We start from the raw sequence: 20,333 nt of genomic DNA, 5'->3' as shown, positions 1-20,333 counted from the left end.
CCGACCGAGAAGGAAAGATGATCTACACCCCGCGCATCGACCCGGACGCCATCGTGGCCCTGGACGTCCACGCCCACATCGAGGCCGACCACCACGGCCGCCTCTCCCTCGACGCCGAGCTGATGGAGGCCTCGGCCAGATACTTCAAAGCCGGCCAGGACCGCACCCCGACGATCGACCGCGTCGCCGCCTACTACCGGCAGCGGAACATGGCCGCGGTGGTCTTCACCGTCGACGCCTCCACCGAACTCGGCCACCCGGCCCTGTCCAGCGAGGAGATCGCCCGTCAGGCGGCCGACCACGCCGACGTCCTCATCCCCTTCGGCTCCGTGGATCCGCGCCGCGGCCCGGCCGCCATCACCCAGGCCCGGCGGCTCGTACAGGATTACGGCGTGCTCGGCTTCAAGTTCCACCCGAGCCTGCAGGGCTTCGCCCCCAACGACCCCGCCCACTATCCGCTCTGGCGGGCGCTGGAGGACCTGGGGAGCGTCGCGCTGTTCCACACCGGGCAGACCGGTATCGGCGCCGGCCTGCCCGGCGGGCGCGGCATCAAGCTCCGCCACTCCGATCCGATGCTGCTCGACGACGTCGCCGCCGATTTCCCTGGGCTCACCATGATCCTCGCGCACCCGTCCGTCCCCTGGGTCGACGCCTCCCTGTCCATCGCCGGCCACAAGTCCAACGTCTACCTCGACCTGTCCGGCTGGTCACCGAAGTACTTCCCGCCGCAGCTCGTCCGCCAGGCCGCCGGGCCCCTGCGGCACAAGGTCCTGTTCGGCTCCGACTATCCCGTCCTCACCCCCGACCGCTGGATGGCCGACTTCGCCGCCCTCGACGTCAAGGACGAGGCCAAGCCTCTTATCTACAAGGAGAACGCCCTCCGCGTTCTCGGCCTGCGAAGGGCGAGCCGGTGAAACGCGGTCGGCATCCCTGAGCACCACGGCGGCTTGCACAGAGATCCGTACACCTTCCAGGCAAGATCATTTCGTCGGCGACGGTGAGGTCGATGCCGTCGAGGTGGCGGGGTGGGTCGTGATCGGATCCTTGGCGGGTCAGGAACGGCGAGACACGATGTCGCCGGAGCGTTGTGGTCTGCGCGTCGACGGGTCTCGGCGGCGGTTCGTGGTCGGGTGGCGAGTTCAGGAGGTTGTGCAGTGCTGGCGGCTGCCTCTGCGCTGCCCGGCCCGCGGGACGATGAAAGCCGCCCATGCCCCAGACCGTCGCGCCGCAGGACAGTTTCACCGACGACACGCCAAGGCCGTAGGCGGTGTTGAGTGTCCGCTCCCTTGGGGACCGGCGTGGATGCGGTTCACCGCGGGACTGGGACGCCGAGGAGATGCGCACCCTGGAGCGGCTGGTGCCCAGGCTTCGCGCCTCGATGACCGAAGTCAACGCCAGGCCACCGCGGACCGGGCCGAAGGCCTGACCCGCGAGATCGCCCCTCGACGGACCGGACCGGGTCCACGCTCCGGCCTCGTGGGCGACTGTCGTGACGCCGCCCTCCGCGCCTGCTCGTGGGGGCCGGGGGATCAGCGGTGGTGGGTCGATTCCACCGTGTGCAGGTGGGGGTCGAAGTGGTCGGCGAGGGCGGCGGCCTGCCGCATGTGCACCTGCGCCTGCGGGATGTCGAGCATGGCGTGGAAATCGTCCGCCGACCGCCACTGCGCATAGTTGACCACCCGGATGCCGTCGGTGCTGGCGTGGATGTTGGCGGAGACGAACCCGGGCAGGTGCCGCATGACGTCCTCGGTGGCCCGCGTGAGCAGGTCGACGAGTTCCCGCTGACGGTCTGCCTGAACGGTGAAGACGTTGATCAGGGTGGCGACGGGAGCGTCGGCGGTGATCGTGGTGGACGGCATGACCCCTCCTTGTGTCAGGTTCCTTACATGCATCTAGTATGTGTAAGGTTCCTGTCATGAGTCAAGAGGATGTCCGGGAGCGTATCGGCTACCTGGTCAAGCAGGTCGACCAGGCGTTCCGCCGCGCCTGCGAGGAGCGGCTACGACCTCTGGGGCTGTCCATCTCCCAGTACGCGCTGCTGCGGGCCTTGGCCGACGCGCCGGGAGCGCCGGCCGCCGAGCTCGCTCGCCGTACGTTCGTGACCCGCCAGTCCCTGCGCGACGTGCTCGGCGGCCTCACCGCGGTGGGTCTGGTCTCCGTCGCCGAACGGCCGGACGCCGGTCGCGCGTTGCCGATCACGCTCACCGGCCCCGGCCGAGCCCTGCTGGACCAGGCCGACGAGATCGTGCTCGACGTGGAGCACCGCATGACCACCGGCTTCCCGCCCGGGGAGGTACGGCACCTGGCCACGCTGCTCTCGGCCTGCGCCCGGAACCTGACCGGGCAGCCCACAACCGCCGAGCGCGAGGTCAGCGAGGTCAGCGAGGGAAGCTGATCTCCACGCGGCGGTTCTTGGCCCGGCCGGCGGGGCTGTCTGCGCCTTCGGGTGTGGTGTTGGGCGCCACCGGGTCCGCCGCGCCATGGCCCTGCACGGTCAGAGTGATCCCGGAGCCCGCCAGGAGCTTGGTCAAGGCCCGCTGCACGGCCCGGGCGCGGGCCTGGGAGAGCGTCTGGTTGGAGGCGTCGGAGCCCTTGGCGTCGGTGTAGCCGTCCACGCGCACCTGCTTGCCGTGCGCCTTGGTCGTGAGCAGCCTGGCCGTCTCCGCCAGCCGGCTCCTGGCCTTGGTGGTGAGGGTGGCCTTGTCGAAGGCGAACAGCACGTCGGCCGCTACGGTGATCTTGTCGCGGGTGCCGCGGGTCTCCTGGATCAGTGACTCGTCCAGGTTGGATATGCGTTCCCCGATGTCCAGGACGTCGGCGGTGATGCCCCGCACCTCGCCGTTCAGGTCCAGGACCGGCGCGGTGGCGGGAGGGGCGGTGTTGACGGGCACCTGGACGGGCGGGCGGGGCATCGGCGTGAGCAGGACCGCCGCGAGCAGGAGGTCAGGAAAGGGGGACATCGGCCAGCGTCCCGGCATGGGGGATGTGGACGTCCAGGGACTTCACGCTCTCCGGAGGGGCGGCGAAGGTCGCGGAGAAGACCGCCGTGTCCCCCGGGTTGAGCGACAGGTCCTTGGTCCGGCTGCACACGCACCCGCCCGCGCTGTCCAGCGCCACGAGGTGTTTCTTGGCGTTGACCGTGTCGATCCGGTAGACGCCGTCGATGGTGGGGTTCGCCTGCGGGACGGCGGAGAAGGCATTGTGCACCTGCCAGCCGTTGCCTGAGGTCAGGGCGAGGGTGAAGGTGAGGTTCACGAACCGGTCCCGTCGAACCAGCTGGACCACGTCGATACGGAACCGCCTGCCCTCCACGCTGCCCTCCCGCCCGGCCAGCACCCGATCGGGCGGAGCGGAAGCGGCGGCGGACGCCGGCACCACCGGCGCACCAGAGGACATGGGCCCCGAAGCGGACGGGGTGGACGGGGCAGGGCCGAACTGGCACGCCGATGACAACATGGCCAGCGTGGCGCCGGAAATCAATAAGCGGATCTTCATGGAGCCGGAAGTCTACACATGGCCGACATTTGCCTCCCAGATCCCCGTAAGGGCGTGACGCGATGTCAGCTCTCGACAGGGCACGAGAATGAGAGCTCTTTCGTCCGTCAGCCTCTCAGGAGTGCCAACCTTGTGCCGCGTCCACGGCGTTGGGAGGATGCCTCGATCGAGGAGAGACGTTGGATCGTGATACCGGTTTCCTGGCATTCGTGAATGCGCATCAACGTCCGTTGATGCGCCCACCTACACGAGAATCGCCCGCCGGCAACTCGCAGCGGATGAGGTCAGGCACATCAGGAGTCGCCGATGATCGGACGTACGGGCTCACGGTCACCTCCCTCGATGCGACCCGCCGGTCTGCCGCATGTGCGCTGATCCTGGGCGATGCATGACGAGGAGAACGTCCTGGACGCCGACGGTTCCGCACGATCAGCGCCTTGAGCGGGGGCGACACCGAAAGCGAGGATTCTGCTGTGTCTCGCCATCCTCGGCCGACACACGAATGCGGGGAATCGATGCTGATTTAATGGCAGATCATGAACTTTGGCAGGCTTTCAGCGAGCGGCCTGATTCTGATCGCGGCGCTGCTCTTAATCGGTGGCTGCTCCGTCCCGTCAGCACCGGCAGCCACCACACGACAGCCGTCCGTCGTGCCGTCGGCCACCCTCTCCGCAGCCACCGCCGACGGGGGCACACCGGCCGCCGACGCTCCGCCCCTGGCCACGCTGTACGGCGACGGCCACACCGACGGCCTGGCCACGGCACGCATCGACGTGATCGGGCTGGAACGCAGCGCCCCCAACGCCGTCACCGCGCGTTTCAGGATCAGCGCCGACCAGGGCGAGGTCCGGCTTGAGGGCTTCCACGCCGGACAGCTGGCCGGCGACACCCCCTATGACTACATTCAGGCCGCCTCCGGTTTCTACCTCCTGGACGACCCGCGCTTCTCCGTCTACTACCCGATGAAGAAGGACAACGCCGAGGTCCGGGCCCGCTGCCTGTGCAGCTACTCCGGGCCGCTCGCCAAGGCCACACCCGGCAGCCCCGCGCTGATGTGGGCCACCTACCAGGTGCCACCGGAGACCACCAGCCTGGCCGTCGGCTTCGACAGCGCCGGACTGACCGCGCCACTGCCGATCAGCCCCGCCGGCACCGGGCGGCCGTTGGACGGCGAGCCGGACGCCGCCGCCATCGCCGCCGCCTTCCCGCTCACCGTCCCGCTCGCCACCCGCTCCAACGCCACCACGACCTCGGTGACCGAGTCGGACCAGCAGGTGGAGCTCGCGCTCAACACCGACGTCCTGTTCGCCTTCGACAAGGCCACTCTCACCGCCCGCGCCAAGCAGACACTGCAGCGCGTCGCGGAGCGCGTGCGAACCGAGGCCGAGGGGCCCGTGCGGGTCGTCGGGCACACCGACGACGTCGGTGACGACACCTACAACATGGACCTGTCCCTGAGGCGAGCCAAGGCCGTGCAGAAGGCACTGACCGGCCTCGTCGGCCCGGTCCCCTTGCAGGTGGAGGGCAAGGGCGAGACGGAGCCCGCCGTGAGAGCCACCTCCGACGCCGCCCGCGCCCGCAACCGGCGGGTCGAGGTGACCTTCCAGCGGCTGCCCAAGCCGGCCGGCGCGCCGCGCACCCCCGTACCGACGCCGTCCGTCACGGCGACCACCACGGCGACCACCCCGGCGACCACGACGGGTCCGACGGCCACCGGCCTGCGGGAGCTGACCGGCCTCAAGGCCGACCTGCAGGAACTGAGACGCATCAACGACAGGACCCTCATCGCCACCGTCACCTTCCGGCACGCCGGCGGCGGCGACAAGGTCTCCTTGGAGAGGGGAGCCTGGGACCCCGACGTCGACCAGCAGGCCGGCATCTACGGGTACAAGCTCGACTTCTTCTGGCTGGCGCTGACCGACGCGGCTCATACGCGCTACTTCCCGCTGACCACGCCCGGCCGCCTCGACGTGCCCCGGCACTGCGTCTGCTCCACCACGGTGCTGAAGTCGCTGGGAGCGGGCGAGCAGATCCGGATGTTCGTGCTCATGACCGCCCCACCAGCCGACGTGACCAGCGTGGACGTGAACCTGTTCGGGTTCACCCCGATGCACGACGTGCCCATCACCCAATGACCTCCCGATGCCAACGGACTCACTAGCGATGATCACGGCGGTCTGGATGACAACGGTACAGGTCCGTCGGCGTCGAGCCTGGTCAGACGGCAGAGCTTGCCGAGGTCGAGGACCATGGTGGTGAAGGTGAGTCCGGCTTGGTAGGCGGCCGTCCTCGGCGGGCGAAACGCCGTAGGGCGGTGCGGTCCTTGGCCTGGGCGTTGGCCGGGCTGAGGCTAGCTGCGTTCTTGTCGGGCGCGATGGCCGATCAGGGCCGGGCGCGGTGAGGTCGTCGTGGCCCGGCAACCGGCGTCAAACCGCTGGGTGCCGATCCAGTCGGCCAGGCAAGGGCAGTGCGCGCCGTCGCAGCCGCGAGGATGACCGCCGCTTGGGCTGCGACGCAGCATCCGACCCGTGGAGGGCACCGGCCCTGCCTGGTGAACCCGTCTCGTCACTGCGGTGATCAGAACATGGAGGCGGAGGCGGCCGCCGTCGAGAGCGGACTGGGATGGACGGCCATCCGCTCGAGCACGCTCGCCGCTCATGACCGAACGCGGTTCGCCCCGGTCCGTGCTGACGGCCCTGCCGGCGCGGTACGCGCGCCATTCGGGGCGGCCGGCCGCCGTCACGGGCGATGTGGAGCAGGCGACCGGCAGGCCGCCGCGTCCCTTCGCCGAGTGGGTCGCCGACCGTGCCGAGGGCTTCACCCGCGGCGCAGAGGCCGACGCCCACGGGTGAGCCCGTCCTCGGCCCCCTGATCGGGTGCGCCGGGCAAGAGCTTGGGCGGCGCCCCCTCGACCAGGAGACCGGCCCTCATGGCGCTTTCTGACATATTGGCGAATTATGTCAGACTGTCAATCGTGAGTACCGAAGACCGAGAACGCGAACGGATGATCCTTGACGCGACGGCGGAGCTGCTGCTGCGGATCGGCTACAACAAGCTGACGATGGGGGACGTGGCCGAGGCCACGTCCCTGCATCGCGGGCTGGTCTACCTCGTCTTCAAGAGCAAGGACGAGCTGGTCGAGGCGGTGGTGCACGACGAGCTGGGCCGCTACGCCGACGCCTGGCGCGAGCAGTTGGAGACCGGCCCCCGGGCCGGCAGCGTGGCGAGCGTCTACCGGGCCATGATGGGCGCACTCAAGACGCTGCCGCTGGCGGCGGCCATCGTCGCCCGGGCCGAGGACGTCTTCGGCAAATACCTTCGCAAGCGAGGGAACGTCTTCGAGCGGTTGCCGGAGGTCAGCAGGAGCCACGACTTCCTGCGCGCGATGCAGGAGGCGGGAGCCGTCCGGCGCGAGGTCGACGTGAAGGCGGTGGCCTACATCCTTGACGCCCTGACTCCGGCCATCCGGCGCACGTTCCAGGAGCCGGCCGACGATGACGTCCCGTCCTCGACCGCGGTGCTGGCGGTGCTGGAGAACATGATCGAACGCGCCCTGCCCCCTGCCGAAGGCGCCGATCTCGCCGCAGGTAAGACGATTCTCCTCAACCTGCTCACGAGTGCCACATCCGAGTTCAACGAAGCGAAATAGAGATCACCGCGCTCGGCGGGGATCTCCCTGCCACCACCGAAGGAGTTCTGATCATGAAGGTAGTCCTCGTCACGGGGGCGTCGTCCGGGATCGGCAAGGCCACCGCGCTGGAGCTGCTGCGCGCCGGTCACATCGTGTACGGAGCGGCTCGCCGTACCGGACGCATGGAGCCGATCCGCGCGGCAGGGGGGCGGATCCTCCCGCTCGACATGCGGGAACCGGAGGATCTGGAGCGTGTCATCGACACCGTCGTGGCCGAGCAGGGCCGGATCGACGTCCTGATCAACAACGCGGGCACCGTGCTGCACGGCGCCGCCGAGGACGTCCCCCTGGACATGGCCCGCGACCAGTTCGAGGTGAACCTCTTCGCCCCCGCCAGGCTGGTCCAGCTGGCCCTGCCGCACATGCGCGAGAGGAATTCGGGCACGATCGTCAACGTCTCCTCCATCGGCGGCGAGATCGCGCTGCCGCTCGGCTGCTGGTACTACGCCGCCAAGCACGCGCTGGAGGCCTACTCCGACACGCTGCGCCTGGAAGTCGAGCCGTTCGGCGTCGACGTGGTGATCATCCAGCCCGGCATCATCAAGACCGAGTTCGAAGACCGCACCGCGCAGGACCTGCGGGAGATCTCCGGCGGCACCGCCTACGGCGCCATGGCCGAGGCCATGGCGCGCAAGAGCGAGACGCAGCTCGGCGCGCAGAGCCCGGCCTCGGACCCCGGCGTCGTGGCCGCGGTCATCCGCGAGGCCGTCGAGGCGAGCGAGCCAGAGGCCCGGTACGCCGTCGGCTACATGGCCGACAAGCTGCTGGAGCTCAACCGGACCTTGTCCGACCGCGAGTGGGACAGGCTCGCCATGAACGCCACCAAGTAGATCACCATGAACAGCCTGAAACCGATGGTGGACACTCACCTCACTGGCCGTAGGCTTCGACGTGACCATCCTCAGCCTGGCCCTGCCGCCGCTGGTCGCCGGCATGCTCGTTGGAGTCTCGCAGGGCGGCCAGGGTCTCCGGAGCGACGGGGCCCAAGGCCGCCCCCGGGCTTGGTTTCGCCCTGCTGGCCGCGTGGGGCATGCTGGACGAGGACGAGCTCGACCGAGTTCTTCAACGCCTGGCTGTAGACGCCGAGCAAGCCGGCGATGCCGAGCCGGCCGACGCGTACCGCATTGCCCCGGCGCTTGGCAGAGGGGAGCGGCGCTGCCGGCTCGCGGTCATTCCCCCGTGCCTCCCCGGCGACCGCCCTTCTGGTTTACTGCGAATCATGAACGGGGTCTTGATCGCCGGCCGGTATCGCCTGATCGAGGAGATAGGCGCAGGCGGGATGGGCCGCGTCTGGCGCGGCCAGGACGAGCTGATGCGGCGTACGGTCGCCGTCAAGGAGATCCGCCTGCCGGCGCCGGGCGAACACGACTACGAGCGGGTCGTGCGCGAGGTCACGTCGGCGGCTCAGCTCCACCACCCCTGCGTCGTGACGGTCCACGACATCGTCTCGACCGACGACGGTCCGATGATCGTCATGGAGTACTTCGCCGGCCGCTCGCTGGCCCAGGCGATCGCCACCGAGGGCCCGCTCCCGGTGGCGCACGTGCGCGGGATCGCCGTCGACGTGCTGAACGTGCTGGTCGAGGCGCACAATGCCGGTATCAACCACGGCAATCTCAGGCCCTCGAACATCCTGCTGTCCGACACCCGCCTCGTCGTGACCGACTTCAGCGTCAGCCGTCCGGCCGAAGAACGCTCGCCCACGGACGCGCCGTCGGGCGTCGCCGCCTTCATGCCGCCGGAGCAGGTGCGCGGCGAGGACGCCGGCCCGGCGGGCGACCTGTGGTCGCTGGGCGCCACGCTCCACGTCGCGATCGAGGGGCGCTCGCCGTTCGAGGGTCCCACCCTCGTCGCGACGCTGGCGGCGATCCTGGCAGCGGATCGGCCTCGTCCGGAACGGGCGGGGCCATTGGCCCCGCTGCTGGACGCCCTGCTCCAGCGGGATCCGGCGCGCCGCCCGACCGCCGCCCAGGCGCTGGCGCTCCTCGCGGCAACCGCCACCCGGCAACCTGCCGCACCTCCCACGGCCTTACCCGCCGCCCCCTACAGGCCGCACCCGCCGGCATCCGCCGTACCGTCGAACGGGCCCTACCCCGCGCCCCCGGCCGGGCCGCCGCTCCTGCGCCGCCGCAGCATCCTCCTGTACGGCGGAGCCGCCGCCCTGCTGTCAGCCGCCGGAGCCACGGCCGCGATCCTGCTGGGAGACGACGACACCCCCACCCACACACCGCAGGCCCAGCCGTCGCCCATGCCGAAGACCAGCGGGCCGCCCACCCCGGCGACCACCGCTCTCAAGTGGACGGCCCTGCACACGTTCACCGCCCACAACAGGAAATCTCCCGGCAAGGCCATCTTCACCCCCGACGGCGACTCCGTGATCACCAGCGCCTACCGTGGGGGCGGCGTGGTCGCGGTGTGGGACATGCGCACCGGCGAGCGCCGGCGCACCTTCGGCGACACCGATCTCGGCGCCGACTCCCTGTCCTGCAATCCGGACGGGACCAGGCTGCTCACCGAAGGCCTGACCTGGGGGTCGCTGTGGAATCCGGCGACCGGCGCCCTGGTCAGGAGGCTGTCGGGACACGACATCTTCTGGGCGGCGAAGTTCAGCCCCGACGGCTCGGTGCTGGTCACCACCGGTGCGGGCGAGCCCGTCCTGCTGTGGAACCAGGACGGCAAGCTGCTCGCCAAGCTGAAGGGGCACAAGGGCATCGTCTGGAACCCCGCCTTCAGCGCCGACTCCAGCCTGCTCATCACCCCCAGCGAGGACCGCACGGCCCGGCTGTGGGACGTGCGCGAACGCGAGCTCCTGCACACGCTCAACGGCCACGAGGACATCGTCACCGACGCCTCCATCAGCCCCGACGGCAAGCTCGCGGCCACGTCCAGCCGAGACGGCACCGCCCGGCTGTGGGACACCGCCACCGGCGAGCAACTGGCCGAACTGGAGGGCGAGGCCTACAACCTCGCCTTCCGCCCCGCCGGCCCCGCGCTCCTGGCCACCACCGACATCACCGGTCCGTTCAGGTTCTGGGACCCCGCCTCGCCCGCGCGGCCCACGGAGCTGCCCAACCAGGGCCGGCTCAACGCCCTGGCCTTCTCCGCCGACGGCTCGCTCCTGGCCACCTGCGCCGAGAGCGGCGAGATCTACCTGTGGGACGGTGCCACGGGAGCCGCGGTCGCGACCCTCACCGGCCACACGGGCGCGGTGCGGTTCGCGGTCTTCAACCACGACGGCACCGCGCTGGCCTCCTGCGCAGAGGACGGTACGGCACGCGTCTGGCAGCTCACACGGTAGGTCGGCCCTACCCAACTCGTCGCCCGATCCCGGCGTCGGCGCGCGTCGCGGATCACGGTGTCGATGCGGTCCATCGGGTCGGCGGCCAGGAGGTCGTGGCGGACCGACACTGCTCTGCCGGACGCGCTCGAAGCCGCTCTCCGCCGGCACTCTTCACGACGGTCAGTGCAAGAAACTGTCGCTCAACATGCACATCGCCCGGCTTCCCCCCAAGGCGCAGTGACTGGATGTCACCTTCACTGACAGGAACTTGTCGCTCAAAAGGTTGGTCCGTACGACTTCACGCTGCCGGCGATCATCGCCGTGACTGCCGTCAGGGCGCAGAATATGGTCGCCAGCCCTGCGGCGATTCCGTTGATCTTGTCGAAGCCGAAGAGGAACTTGAGCTGAGCACCGAAGGGCGTGCCATGCAGTAGCGGCGCCAACACGACGTTTGCCGCTACGAAAAGCATGCAAAGCGCGCACAGTGTCCATGCGCCGGGAATCCTGCGGGCGAACGTGAACCCCGCCGCGACCAGCAGTAACCCGGCGCCGATGACGCCGCCGAGCACGTTCTGCAACACCAGGCTGGACCAGTCATCATGGCTGATGGCGTAGAGGGCGTCGTTGAGCGCGAACCAGACGAGCATGCCGGCGGCGAGCAGCGCCAGGATGCCGGCGATCACGGCCGCCGCGGCATTTGCCCTCGGCCTGGGCGGCCTGGACGGCGCCGCCAACGGCCTCGGGCCGCCACCCCACGGCGCGGGTCCACCCGCCATCGGCGGCTGACCATACTGAGGAAACCCGGGCTGCGATGGATCCGGCTGCATCCGCACTCCTCGCGCGTTTCGGCGACACGAAGGCTGCCGCCCATCATGGTCCGATCATCGTAGCGAAAGGCTGCGAACAGTGGCGGTTGGTGTCAGCACGCCGGCTTCGCGGTGCGGGGATCACGGGCGTGCGGTCGCAAGAGCGCCGAGACCGTAACTGCGGCGTGACCTCCGCCGCCGTGGGCCGCCACGTGAAAGTTCTCGGCAGACCGGGAATCTCTCCTGTCTTCTAATGGTTAGCGATCATTACAACCGTTAGAAAGGGGAGGGGATGACGACCATGCCGCCGACGGCGAGACCGCCGAGGTCGTGGGCCACGTCGTCCCCACCGTCTGCACCGACTGCTTCGGCAAGACCGTCCGCGTCGAGGTCGACTGGCCGCTCGTCCAGCACCGACCAGCCGACTCCGGTACGGCCCGCGCGCACGGCCGCGGCACGGGCCGTACCGGCACCACCTCAGAGGAGGAGCCCCATGCCCCGACCCCCGCTTCCGCCGTTCACCGCCGAGACCGCCGTGCGGAAGGTGCGGCTCGCCGAGGACGCCTGGAACAGCCGCGATCCCGAGCGGGTCGCCTTGGCCCACACCCCTGGGAGTTCGCCCCCGACGGACTGATGGCCCGACGTGAGGCCGGCGTCAACGACGTCGCCATCGGCGAGGCCGACCGCACGATCTTCGGGCCGCGGCGATGACCGGCAGGTTCGCCCAGCTCGCCTTCACCCAGGACGTCCAGCGGCACCAGCGCGAGCACGGCAGCGACCGCGCCTACCGCCGCATGATGGAAGGACCGGGGGACCCCGACCGGATCGGCGAGGACGAGCGGGCCTTCATCGAGACCCGCGAGAGCTTCTACCTGGCCAGCGTCGGCCAGACCGGCTGGCCCTACATCCAGCATCGCGGCGGCCCGCCCGGCTTCCTCAAGGTGCTCGACGAGCAGACGATCGGCTTCGCCGACTTCCGCGGCAACCGGCAGTACATCACCGTCGGCAACCTCGACCACGACGAGCGGGTCTCCCTGTTCCTCATGGACTACGCCCACCAGGCCCGCATGAAGATCCTCGGCCGCGCCCGGGTGGAGGAGGGCGACTCTCCGCCGGCGGTGGCGGACTACCGTGCCAAGGTGGAACGCACCGTGCTCATCACGGTCGAGGCCTTCGACTGGAACTGCCACCAGCACATCCCGCAGCTCTTCCCCCCGCCAGGCGGTGGAGGGTGCGCTCACCTCGATGCAGGAACGCATCGAGCGGCTGGAGCGGGAACTGCGCGAGGCCCGCGGCTGAGCGTCGAGACCACGCCGACCACGGCGGAGCCACTGCTGATCGAGCCGGACCGGCGGACCTCGTAGACCCGGGCGTGCACGTCCTCGATCAGGTCGGGGACGGCTCCTCGCCTATCGGCTTCCCTCCGGCCGGATCATGGCCTCCAGCAGCGAGCGGATGCTCTGGTGGAGTTCGTCTCTGCTCTCCTGAGTGCCGGGGGGTGGCGCGATGGACGCTCCCACGCCGACGAGGCGGTCGAGGATCAGTCCGTTGATGCATGCGACGTAGTCGCGGCCACGGCGGTCGGTGTCCCGAACTCCGGCACGAGCCAGGAACGCGCTCGCCGATGCTCGCGCGGCGTCGTTGTGCGGGGCCAGCAGTTCACGCAATTCGGGGTCATGGGCGGCCTCAAGAGCACAGACGTGGCGAGCGAGTGTGCGGGTGCGGCCCGCGCTGAGCCAGTGGTCGATGACCGCGGCCGTGGCCTCGGCCAGACGGTTCACCGCGTCTGCGGTCACGGGAATGTCCTGCGGCTCCCCCAGCAGCGGTCCTTCCGCTGCCAGGGCGCGGCGTTCCAGGTCGGCCCTGTCCAGGTCGGCGAGTCGCCGGACCAGCCCGGTGAGCAGGGCCTTCCACGTCCGGTAGTAGGCCGAGGTGGTGCCGGGGGGCATCTCCGCCTGGGCGTCGACCGCGCGGTGGGTGAGCCCGCGTATCCCGCGCGCGGCCACCAGCTCGATGGCCGCGTCGGCCAGTACGGCGCGGCGATCCCGGTGCTCCGTCATCTCTTGCTCTCCCTTTGGCTTCTACATGCGTAGTATCCTCTTCTACAAATGTAGAAGGGAGTGTCATGGACGAGAGATCGGCGATTGTCATCGGTGGCGGTATCGCGGGGCTGGCCGTCGCCGTCGGGCTGCGGCGCATCGGATGGCGGGTCACGGTGCTGGAGAGGGCTCCCGTGTTCGGGGCGATCGGGGCGGGCATCTCGCTGCTGGCCAACGGATTGCGCGCGCTCGACACGCTGGGAATGGGCGCTGCCGTACGCGGCGTCGGGCGCCGTCAGTCCGGAGGCAGGATCTCCGCCCCGTCAGGCCGGCTGCTGACACCCATGGATGGCGCCGCCATCGAGGACCGACTGGGGACGGCGGTCTACTCGTTTCTCCGTCCCGAGCTGCACAACGTGCTGGCCCAGGCCCTGCCATCCGACACCCTGGTGCCGGGCGCGCTGATCAGAGCGCTGGAGCAGGACGGCACGGGAGCCCGCGTCCACTTCACCACCTCCGACGGCGACGCCGTACTCGACGCGGACATCGTCATCGGAGCCGACGGGCTGAACAGCTGGGTGCGGTCACAGCTGTGGCCGGAGCATGCCGGCACGGCCTACAGCGGTGCGACCGTCTGGCGGGGCGTGACGAGCGAATCTGTGGAATCCCCGCAGGGCATCGATCAGACCTGGGGCCGTGGCATGGAGTTCGGCTTCTCATCGCTGAGCGGCGGACGGACAGAGTGGCACGCCCTGGCCAATGCGTCATGTGGCACGCGGTCCGCCGATGAACTCGGAGAAGTACGGGCGCTATTCGGTTCCTGGCATGATCCCATACCAGCCGTGCTCGCGGCCACGCCGCCCGCGGCCGTGCTGCGCCACGACATCTTCGACCTGCTCGCCCCGCTGCCGAGCTATGTTCGCGGCAGGACGGTCCTGATCGGGGACGCGGCCCACGCGATGCAGCCGCACCTCGGGCAGGGGGCCGGCATGGCGCTCGAGGACGCCGTCGTCCTTGCCGCCGAGCTGCGAGCCGGACCCGATCCGGCCTCCGCGCTCGCCCGCTACGATCACGCGCGGCGACCGCGGACCCAGGCCGTCGCGCGGAACGCCCGCCGGGCCGGGCGGATGGGAGCACAGCTGGAGAACAGGCTGGTCATCATGGCGCGCAACACCGCGATGCGGCTCCTGCCGGCAAGCGTCGGGCTGAGGGAACTGGTCCGGACCGCTGATTGGACACCGGTATCGCTCGAAGGCCCAGCGCCCCAGGGGTGATCCGGGGACCCTTTTCTCATGGCTGGAGTCGATGGGGGCCAATCGGGGAGCCGTCTCACTTCGGAGAGAGTGGTCGACTCAGCGGTCCCCGGCGGCCAGCAGCAGGTTGGCGTCGACCCGGGCGAGGCCGGAGACGTTCGAGCCGCCTTCGGTGTACCCGGCCTTGCGCTTCCACTGCCGCCCGTCGTAGTGCAGCAACGTGACTTCGGTCGTCACGTCCTCTTCGTAACCCACCACCCACACGTCGTCCTCGCCGACGGCGGCGACGCCGTACAGCGAGCCTTTCCACCTGGGGGGTTCGACCTGCGTCCAGGAGCTTCCGTTCCAGTGCAGGATCAGCGGCTTGCCTGTACCGTACTCGTCACAGTCCCCCGAGGTGCCGCGCTCACCCACGGCCCACACGTCGGACGGCCGGTTCTGCCAGATGTGCCGGAGCGTGCCCTGCCCCAGCGCGGGCAGCCGCATCTCCACCGGCGCGCTGCCGGGAGTCGCACTGTGCCAGATCGCCGGGCGCGAATCAGCGCATCGCCCGCTGGAGGAGCTGCCCGCGATCCACACCTGCCCGGCTCCGGCGTCCACGGCGTGGAATCTGCCTCCGCGCGGGACCTCCTGCTTGCCGAAACGCCTGCCGTTCCAGGTCACAAGGACGGGGACGGACGTCTTGCCCTCCCCGCGCCTGCCGATCAGGAACGCCCGCGAACCGTCCACGGCGACGTCGGCCAGCGCGCCGACCTTCGGGAGCTGTGCAGGGCCGAACGTCTTCCAACGCCGGCCGTCCCAGCGCAGGGCGAAGGGGAGCCGCACCTCATCGGAGTCCCCGTCGAGGTCGCCGGTGTCGCCGACTGCCCAGACCTCGTTCGGTCCGTCGGCGTCCACGCCCGACACGATGGAGTCGATCGCGTCGGGGAACCGCTCGGACAGACGCTGGTCGACACGCCACCCGTCGCGGTCCATCCGCAGGAGCACGCCGACGGACGGCTCGTCCTCCGCTGTTACGGCATGGCCGACCGCCCAGGCCGCCTCCGGGCCCGCCACCGCCACGTCGAGCACCGTGGTGGCCCTGCCGTCAGAGGCACCCTCGTCCTCCTCGTCGTCGAGGTCGCTCTCCTTGGGCGACGCGACGGGGGTCGTGCTCGCCGCCGGAGTCCTCGGCACGGTGCTCGCTGGAGCTGCCGCGCAGCCCGCCAGGACCAGGGCGCAGACGATCCACAAGATCTTCATGGTTTCCGGAGTCTCGCAGACACTCGGGCGTGATGTGACGTTTCTGGCGCCTCCACAGCGCGAAGGACTCGTTCAGTACCTCGAGAGGTGGCCGGTAGCCGAGCGCCGGGCGCAGGCGGTGGATCTGGACGGTCACCCTCCAGAAGCGACGGCACGAGATCGCGGCATCCCGACCCCCACCTGCGTCACCCTGCGCTCCGGTACGAGATGCCCTGGCCCGACGACGTCCGACTACTCTATGTTGCGGGTGATAGCGTAGAGTTGTGAGACTTGCGGATCCCCCTCGTGGAGCCGGCGTGTCAGTACCGGCTGCCGACCGGTGCGGGCAACGCGTCCAGATCCGCGAGGTCTTCCGGGGTGAGTTCGAGGCGTGCCGCGGCGGCGTTCTCCTCCACGCGTGAGCGGCGCCGGCTCCCCGGAATCGGGACGACGCGCTCTCCCTGGGCGAGCGTCCAGGCGAGGGCGACCTGGGCCGCGGTGGCCTGGTGCCGTGCGGCGATCCGCTCGACCGCGTCCACGATGACCAGGTTGGCCTTCAGGTTCTCCGCCTGGAAGCGGGGATTGCGGGAGCGGTAGTCGTCCGGGGAGAAGCCGGCCTCACGGAAGCGGCCGGTCAGGAAACCGCGGCCGAGCGGAGAGTAGGCGACGAAGGCGGCGTCGTGGCGGGCGCACCACTCCAGCGACGTGGACAGGTGGTCCCTCGTCCACAGGGACAGCTCCGACTGCACGGCCTTGATCGGGTGGACGGCCTGCGCCCGGTCGAGCTGTTCCAGGCTGAACTCCGAGACCCCCACGGCCAGCGCCTTGCCCGCGGCCACCATCTCGGCCAGGGCGCCGACACTCTCCTCGACCGGCACCTCGGGGTCCGGGCGGTGCAGGTAGTACAGGTCGACATGGTCCACGCCCAGCCGCCGGAGCGAGGCGTCGACGGCCGCGCGCAGATGCTCGGGCCTTCCGTCCGGCATGGGCAGGGCGGGGGCGCCGTTCCCGGTGGTCCGCGCGACGTTGCCGCCCTTGGTGGCGAGCACGACCTCCTCCCGCCGCCCGGCGATGGCCCTGCCGACGGTCTCCTCGTTGGTGAAGGGTCCGTACACGTCGGCGGTGTCGAGGAAGTTCACGCCCAGGTCCAGCGCCCGCCCGATGACGGTACGGGGGTCCTCGGCGTCGGGGGAGTCACCGTATGCCCACGTCATCCCCATGCAGCCGAGCCCGACCGCGCCCACCTCCGGACCGCCGGGCCACAACCGCCGGGTCATCCGATCCTGATGCACCTCGCCGTTCACGACGTTTCTCCTCTCCATCCGATCAGACCATGCGGTCTGCCCGGGAGCGGAATGATGAATCGCCGGTCAGCGGAGCGCGTCGGAGATGGACTTCGCACCGCCGTGGGCGGTGTGCCCGCCGTCCACGGGGATCTCCGCGCCGCCGATGCGGGACGACTCGTCGGAGATCAGGAAGACCACCAGCGGTGTGACGTCCTCGACGGTCCCGGCCCGGCATGGCGGGGTCCGGGCGAGGGTGGCGAGGCGGAGGCGGTCATCGGCGGTCACTTCGCCGAGTCGGGCCCGGCGGCTGACGCCGGCGTGGTTGACCCGGCCGGCGACCCGGCCGTGGGTGTCGCGCAGCCAGACGGTCAGGGCGGCCCACGAGACGCGTCGGCGACGTCCAGACGGTGGACGATGCTTCCAGGACCGCGATCAAGGGCGGGCGTTCGGCGTCTTGGGGGAGCGGCTCAGGCGCCGCCCGGGTTCGCCGGGCCGTCGCGGAGTACGCCGCGTACCGTGTCGAGCCGTACACCCGGGTCGAACTCCGTCAGCCACCAGGTCGCGCCGACGGCGGCGTACGGCAGCGGGTCGACGTCGGCGGGCAGGCTGACGGCGATGTCGTACGAGCCCATGTCGCCGTGTCGCAGTTCGGTGAGGGTGCCGGCGACCTCGGCGAGCTGGTCCGGGTGCTCCAGGTTGATCGGAAAGAAGCCGTCGAGCCGGGCGGCCCGGCGGATCGGCTTGACGTTGCCGGGGAATCCGGCGGCCCACACCGGCACGCCTGGCCGCTGAACCGGCTGCGGCAGGAACGTGATGTCGTCGACGGTGTAGTGCTCGCCGCGATGGCGCACCGGCTCCCCGGACCATGCGGCGGCCAGGATGGCCAAGGATTCGTCGAGCATCCGTCCCCGCTGCCGGTCGTCGAGCTGCTCGCCGGTCTTGGACAGCTCGCCGCCGAACCGATCGCTGCCGAGTCCGACGCCAAGGGTGAGACGGCCGTCGCTCAGCTGGTCCAGTGTCGCGGTCTCCCGCGCCACTTTGGCCGGCCGCCGGCGGGCGAGCGTCGACACCATCGGACCGAGCCGCAGCCGCTCGGTGGCGGTCGCGATCGCCGCCAGCGTGATCCACGAGTCGGCGACCTGCTGGACCGGTGCCCGCCAGGACAGGTGATCCCACACGAAGCAGCCGTCCCACCCGGCTTCCTCGGCGTCGGCGGCCAGGTTCGCCACCGCCCGCGGGTCGGCGAGCTCGTCGAAGAGCGGCAGCCAGAGTGCCGATCGCAGGTTCACGGTCGCTCTCCTCCGGAGACCGAAAGGATCTCTGCGATCGCGATGTCCCAGAGCTCCGGCGGCGGCATCTGGTGCCCCATGCCCTCGAGCGGGACCAGCCGCGCTCCCGGGATCTCCCGTGCCAGCGCCTCGCCGTGCCCGTACGGGAGCAGCGGGTCCGCGGTGCCGTGCAACACCAGCGTGGGCGCCGCGATCTCGCCGAGGCGGGCGCGGACGGGCTCGCCGCCGTCGAGCTGCCAGTGGTTCTGCGCCGAGGCAGGGGACGGGCTGCGGTCCCAGACGCGGCCGACGACGCGGCGCACCCGCTCCTGGTCGACGGGAATGGTGCCCGCGAAGGTGCGCTCGCCGTCGGTGTAGTAGGCGATGACGGCCTCGCGGTCGGACCAGTCGGGCGTATGGTCGCCGTCCTCGGCGAACCGCTTCGCCAGTTCGGCGCTCATCGGCGGCAGGTCAGAGCGGTCGGGGCCGCCGGGGCCGCCCGGGCTGGTGGCGATGAGCGTCAGGGAGGCGACCCGGCCGGGGTGGCGCACTGCCAGGCGCTGGGCGATTCCGCCGCCCATGGAGACGCCGACGATGTGGGCGGCCGCGATGCCGAGTTCGTCGAGCAGGCCGACGGCATCGTCGAGCAGGGCGTCGCTTCCGTACGGCGGCGCGCCGGGCGGGAAGGTCGTGGAGCGGCCGGTGTCCCGGGTGTCGTACCGGATGACGTGCCGGCCGCCGGCGGCGAGGCGCTCGCAGAACTCCTCGTCCCACCAGTCCATCGACGCCTCGGCGCCGCCGATGAGCAGCAGGGCGGGCGCGGTCGGGTCGCCGAACGTCTGGACGCAGAGCTCTATACCGTTGATCCCGAGAAGTCGCTCGGGGTGATCTTGACTGGCGTTCATGTCCGGCACGCTAAGCCTGGCTACCCCATCGCGAAAAGCTATGATTTTCGATCGAGTCGATCGCCTACAGCGATATACCGGGTCACATCTGGCCGGCCAGCTCGGCGGCGGCTTCGACGGCGAGGTCGATGGCCCGGGCCGCGAGGGGCGACCGGGTGCGCCCGGCCGGCCAGTACAGGTACCACGTGCAGGCAGGCGACGGTTCCAGCCGATGGATGCCGAGCCGGTCGTCGGACCATACGTCTGAGCCCAGGAGGGCGAGCCAGGGCAACACCGCTGAGCCCAGGCCCACTCGCACCATCGACACGACGGCTTCGTGGCCGGCCGTGCGGAACACGATCCGCGGCCGGGCGCCCGCGCCGGCGAGCTCCCGTTCCAGCCATCTTTGGTGGACGGTGGGCGGCCAGGCGACCATCGGAGTGTCGTCGAGCAGCTTGACCGGTACCGGGCCATCGGGGAACGCGCCTGCGGCGGCCACCAGGAGGTACGGCTCGTCCAGCAGCTCGACGTGTTCGACGGCGCCGTCGATCCGGTCGTAGTGGAACAACAGGTCAAGATCTCCGATGTTCGGGTCCTCCGGTTCCACCTCCGAGAGCCTGATGTCGCAGCCGGGGTGCTCGCTCAGCAACCCGCGCACCACAGCCGGCAGGATCAGCCGGGTCGCGCCCTGGAAGGTGCCGATGTCGATCCGGCCATGACCCGCCTTGAAACGATCGACGGCGTCGGTCAGCGCCTCCGACCTCGAGAGCAGCTCGCGTCCGTGGGCCAGGACCAGCTCGCCGAGAGCAGTGGTGCGTACCGGCCTTGGACCTCCTGGCCGGTCGAAGACGGCCCCGCCGACCGCCTTCTCCAGCGCGGCGATCTGCTGGCTCACCGACGACTGGGTGTAGCCGAGGCGAACCGCCGCCCGGCCGAACGTCCCCTCCTCGGCGATGGCGGCCATCGTCCTCAGGTGGCGCAGCTCCACGTCAGCCATGGCACCAGAGTATCGATAGAAACGATCGATCTATGCAGAAATAATCGCTTTTGTTGATGTACAGGTGATCCCAGCGTTCGATCTGGTCGACGAGGCGGAGCGAGGGGCTCGAA

20 protein-coding genes and 1 pseudogene are annotated in these 20,333 nt (G+C 70.2%); 10 read left to right on the top strand and 11 right to left on the bottom strand.

The features are described from left to right. Nucleotides 1-17: 17 nt before the first annotated feature. Nucleotides 18-914, top strand: a complete 897-nt coding sequence (locus ABZ444_RS19215) for an amidohydrolase family protein (protein WP_357998299.1) — start codon at nt 18-20, stop codon at nt 912-914. 615 nt (nt 915-1,529) lie between these two features. Here the strand turns inward: ABZ444_RS19215 and ABZ444_RS19210 are convergent. Further along, on the bottom strand, nt 1,530-1,859 hold the full coding sequence (locus ABZ444_RS19210; protein ID WP_357998297.1) for an antibiotic biosynthesis monooxygenase: 330 nt from the start codon (nt 1,857-1,859) through the stop codon (nt 1,530-1,532). 56 nt (nt 1,860-1,915) lie between these two features. On the opposite strand from ABZ444_RS19210, the gene ABZ444_RS19205 reads away from it, so the two are divergent. After that, the gene (locus ABZ444_RS19205; RefSeq protein ID WP_357998294.1) at nt 1,916-2,395 is read left to right on the top strand and encodes a MarR family transcriptional regulator; all 480 of its coding nucleotides are present in this window, start codon (nt 1,916-1,918) and stop codon (nt 2,393-2,395) included. Here ABZ444_RS19205 and ABZ444_RS19200 read toward each other — a convergent pair. Further along, a complete protein-coding gene (locus ABZ444_RS19200; protein ID WP_357998291.1) occupies nt 2,379-2,960 on the bottom strand; it encodes an OmpA family protein in 582 nt (193 codons plus the stop codon). The two genes, ABZ444_RS19205 and ABZ444_RS19200, sit on opposite strands and share 17 nt — an antisense overlap. Then, nucleotides 2,944-3,495 carry a hypothetical protein gene (locus tag ABZ444_RS19195; RefSeq protein ID WP_357998288.1) on the bottom strand — a complete coding sequence of 184 codons (552 nt, stop codon included), beginning with the start codon at nt 3,493-3,495 and terminating at the stop codon, nt 2,944-2,946. Before ABZ444_RS19195 ends, ABZ444_RS19200 begins: the two co-directional genes overlap by 17 nt. Before the next feature lie 650 nt (nt 3,496-4,145). Between ABZ444_RS19195 and ABZ444_RS19190 the strand changes: the two genes are divergently transcribed. The 5 genes from ABZ444_RS19190 to ABZ444_RS19170 all read left to right on the top strand — a co-directional run bounded on the left by ABZ444_RS19190 (nt 4,146) and on the right by ABZ444_RS19170 (nt 10,484). Continuing rightward, nucleotides 4,146-5,630, top strand: coding sequence for an OmpA family protein (locus ABZ444_RS19190; RefSeq protein WP_357998285.1), 1,485 nt, complete (start codon nt 4,146-4,148; stop codon nt 5,628-5,630). 522 nt (nt 5,631-6,152) lie between these two features. After that, nucleotides 6,153-6,347: a hypothetical protein gene (locus ABZ444_RS19185; protein WP_357998282.1), complete on the top strand. Its 195-nt coding sequence runs from the start codon at nt 6,153-6,155 to the stop codon at nt 6,345-6,347. A 122-nt stretch (nt 6,348-6,469) separates the two neighbouring features. Then, a complete protein-coding gene (locus ABZ444_RS19180; protein WP_357998279.1) occupies nt 6,470-7,144 on the top strand; it encodes a TetR/AcrR family transcriptional regulator in 675 nt (224 codons plus the stop codon). A 53-nt stretch (nt 7,145-7,197) separates the two neighbouring features. Further along, a complete protein-coding gene (locus ABZ444_RS19175; protein WP_357998276.1) occupies nt 7,198-8,016 on the top strand; it encodes an oxidoreductase in 819 nt (272 codons plus the stop codon). 389 nt (nt 8,017-8,405) lie between these two features. Beyond that, nucleotides 8,406-10,484, top strand: coding sequence for a serine/threonine-protein kinase (locus ABZ444_RS19170; RefSeq protein WP_357998273.1), 2,079 nt, complete (start codon nt 8,406-8,408; stop codon nt 10,482-10,484). Nucleotides 10,485-10,741: 257 nt separating this feature from the next. Here the strand turns inward: ABZ444_RS19170 and ABZ444_RS19165 are convergent, their stop codons facing one another. Next, nucleotides 10,742-11,149, bottom strand: a complete 408-nt coding sequence (locus ABZ444_RS19165; protein ID WP_357998270.1) for a hypothetical protein — start codon at nt 11,147-11,149, stop codon at nt 10,742-10,744. 616 nt (nt 11,150-11,765) lie between these two features. Between ABZ444_RS19165 and ABZ444_RS19160 the strand changes: the two are divergent. Both ABZ444_RS19160 and ABZ444_RS19155 read left to right on the top strand, forming a co-directional pair. After that, nucleotides 11,766-11,983 (top strand): annotated as a pseudogene (locus ABZ444_RS19160) (DUF1348 family protein). Further along, nucleotides 11,980-12,636 carry a pyridoxamine 5'-phosphate oxidase family protein gene (locus ABZ444_RS19155; protein ID WP_357998268.1) on the top strand — a complete coding sequence of 219 codons (657 nt, stop codon included), beginning with the start codon at nt 11,980-11,982 and terminating at the stop codon, nt 12,634-12,636. The pseudogene ABZ444_RS19160 and the gene ABZ444_RS19155 overlap by 4 nt, the downstream one beginning before the upstream one ends. A gap of 45 nt (nt 12,637-12,681) precedes the next feature. Here the strand turns inward: ABZ444_RS19155 and ABZ444_RS19150 are convergent, their stop codons facing one another. Further along, nucleotides 12,682-13,332 carry a hypothetical protein gene (locus ABZ444_RS19150; protein WP_357998265.1) on the bottom strand — a complete coding sequence of 217 codons (651 nt, stop codon included), beginning with the start codon at nt 13,330-13,332 and terminating at the stop codon, nt 12,682-12,684. 65 nt (nt 13,333-13,397) lie between these two features. Between ABZ444_RS19150 and ABZ444_RS19145 the strand changes: the two genes are divergently transcribed. Then, nucleotides 13,398-14,585 carry an FAD-dependent oxidoreductase gene (locus tag ABZ444_RS19145; RefSeq protein ID WP_357998262.1) on the top strand — a complete coding sequence of 396 codons (1,188 nt, stop codon included), beginning with the start codon at nt 13,398-13,400 and terminating at the stop codon, nt 14,583-14,585. Nucleotides 14,586-14,663: 78 nt separating this feature from the next. Here the strand turns inward: ABZ444_RS19145 and ABZ444_RS19140 are convergent, their stop codons facing one another. The 6 genes from ABZ444_RS19140 to ABZ444_RS19115 all read right to left on the bottom strand — a co-directional run bounded on the left by ABZ444_RS19140 (nt 14,664) and on the right by ABZ444_RS19115 (nt 20,220). Further along, on the bottom strand, nt 14,664-15,806 hold the full coding sequence (locus ABZ444_RS19140; protein WP_357998259.1) for a hypothetical protein: 1,143 nt from the start codon (nt 15,804-15,806) through the stop codon (nt 14,664-14,666). A gap of 299 nt (nt 15,807-16,105) precedes the next feature. Further along, a complete protein-coding gene (locus ABZ444_RS19135) occupies nt 16,106-17,062 on the bottom strand; it encodes an aldo/keto reductase (protein ID WP_357998550.1) in 957 nt (318 codons plus the stop codon). Nucleotides 17,063-17,155: 93 nt separating this feature from the next. After that, nucleotides 17,156-17,356: an SDR family oxidoreductase gene (locus tag ABZ444_RS19130; RefSeq protein ID WP_357998256.1), complete on the bottom strand. Its 201-nt coding sequence runs from the start codon at nt 17,354-17,356 to the stop codon at nt 17,156-17,158. Between the two features lie 182 nt (nt 17,357-17,538). Beyond that, nucleotides 17,539-18,360, bottom strand: coding sequence for an LLM class flavin-dependent oxidoreductase (locus ABZ444_RS19125; protein ID WP_357998253.1), 822 nt, complete (start codon nt 18,358-18,360; stop codon nt 17,539-17,541). Then, nucleotides 18,357-19,244: an alpha/beta hydrolase gene (locus tag ABZ444_RS19120; protein ID WP_357998250.1), complete on the bottom strand. Its 888-nt coding sequence runs from the start codon at nt 19,242-19,244 to the stop codon at nt 18,357-18,359. Before ABZ444_RS19120 ends, ABZ444_RS19125 begins: the two co-directional genes overlap by 4 nt. A gap of 82 nt (nt 19,245-19,326) precedes the next feature. Beyond that, nucleotides 19,327-20,220 carry a LysR family transcriptional regulator gene (locus ABZ444_RS19115; RefSeq protein WP_357998247.1) on the bottom strand — a complete coding sequence of 298 codons (894 nt, stop codon included), beginning with the start codon at nt 20,218-20,220 and terminating at the stop codon, nt 19,327-19,329. Nucleotides 20,221-20,333 lie beyond the last annotated feature (113 nt).

This window comes from Nonomuraea sp. NPDC005730, assembly GCF_040630865.1.
Taxonomy (GTDB): Bacteria; Actinomycetota; Actinomycetes; order Streptosporangiales; family Streptosporangiaceae; genus Nonomuraea.
The sequence above is the reverse complement of the archived record's forward strand: the minus strand, read 5'-3'. Positions and strand labels throughout refer to the sequence as shown.

Excerpts from the sequence above, each read along its gene's own strand:
- ABZ444_RS19215 (WP_357998299.1), top strand. The coding sequence starts at position 18 with ATGATCTACACCCCGCGCATCGACCCGGACGCCATCGTGGCCCTGGAC.
- ABZ444_RS19210 (WP_357998297.1), bottom strand. The coding sequence starts at position 1,859 with ATGCCGTCCACCACGATCACCGCCGACGCTCCCGTCGCCACCCTGATC.
- ABZ444_RS19205 (WP_357998294.1), top strand. The coding sequence starts at position 1,916 with ATGAGTCAAGAGGATGTCCGGGAGCGTATCGGCTACCTGGTCAAGCAG.
- ABZ444_RS19200 (WP_357998291.1), bottom strand. The coding sequence starts at position 2,960 with ATGTCCCCCTTTCCTGACCTCCTGCTCGCGGCGGTCCTGCTCACGCCG.
- ABZ444_RS19195 (WP_357998288.1), bottom strand. The coding sequence starts at position 3,495 with ATGAAGATCCGCTTATTGATTTCCGGCGCCACGCTGGCCATGTTGTCA.
- ABZ444_RS19185 (WP_357998282.1), top strand. The coding sequence starts at position 6,153 with ATGACCGAACGCGGTTCGCCCCGGTCCGTGCTGACGGCCCTGCCGGCG.
- ABZ444_RS19175 (WP_357998276.1), top strand. The coding sequence starts at position 7,198 with ATGAAGGTAGTCCTCGTCACGGGGGCGTCGTCCGGGATCGGCAAGGCC.
- ABZ444_RS19170 (WP_357998273.1), top strand. The coding sequence starts at position 8,406 with ATGAACGGGGTCTTGATCGCCGGCCGGTATCGCCTGATCGAGGAGATA.
- ABZ444_RS19155 (WP_357998268.1), top strand. The coding sequence starts at position 11,980 with ATGACCGGCAGGTTCGCCCAGCTCGCCTTCACCCAGGACGTCCAGCGG.
- ABZ444_RS19150 (WP_357998265.1), bottom strand. The coding sequence starts at position 13,332 with ATGACGGAGCACCGGGATCGCCGCGCCGTACTGGCCGACGCGGCCATC.
- ABZ444_RS19145 (WP_357998262.1), top strand. The coding sequence starts at position 13,398 with ATGGACGAGAGATCGGCGATTGTCATCGGTGGCGGTATCGCGGGGCTG.
- ABZ444_RS19140 (WP_357998259.1), bottom strand. The coding sequence starts at position 15,806 with ATGAAGATCTTGTGGATCGTCTGCGCCCTGGTCCTGGCGGGCTGCGCG.
- ABZ444_RS19135 (WP_357998550.1), bottom strand. The coding sequence starts at position 17,062 with ATGACCCGGCGGTTGTGGCCCGGCGGTCCGGAGGTGGGCGCGGTCGGG.
- ABZ444_RS19120 (WP_357998250.1), bottom strand. The coding sequence starts at position 19,244 with ATGAACGCCAGTCAAGATCACCCCGAGCGACTTCTCGGGATCAACGGT.
- ABZ444_RS19115 (WP_357998247.1), bottom strand. The coding sequence starts at position 20,220 with ATGGCTGACGTGGAGCTGCGCCACCTGAGGACGATGGCCGCCATCGCC.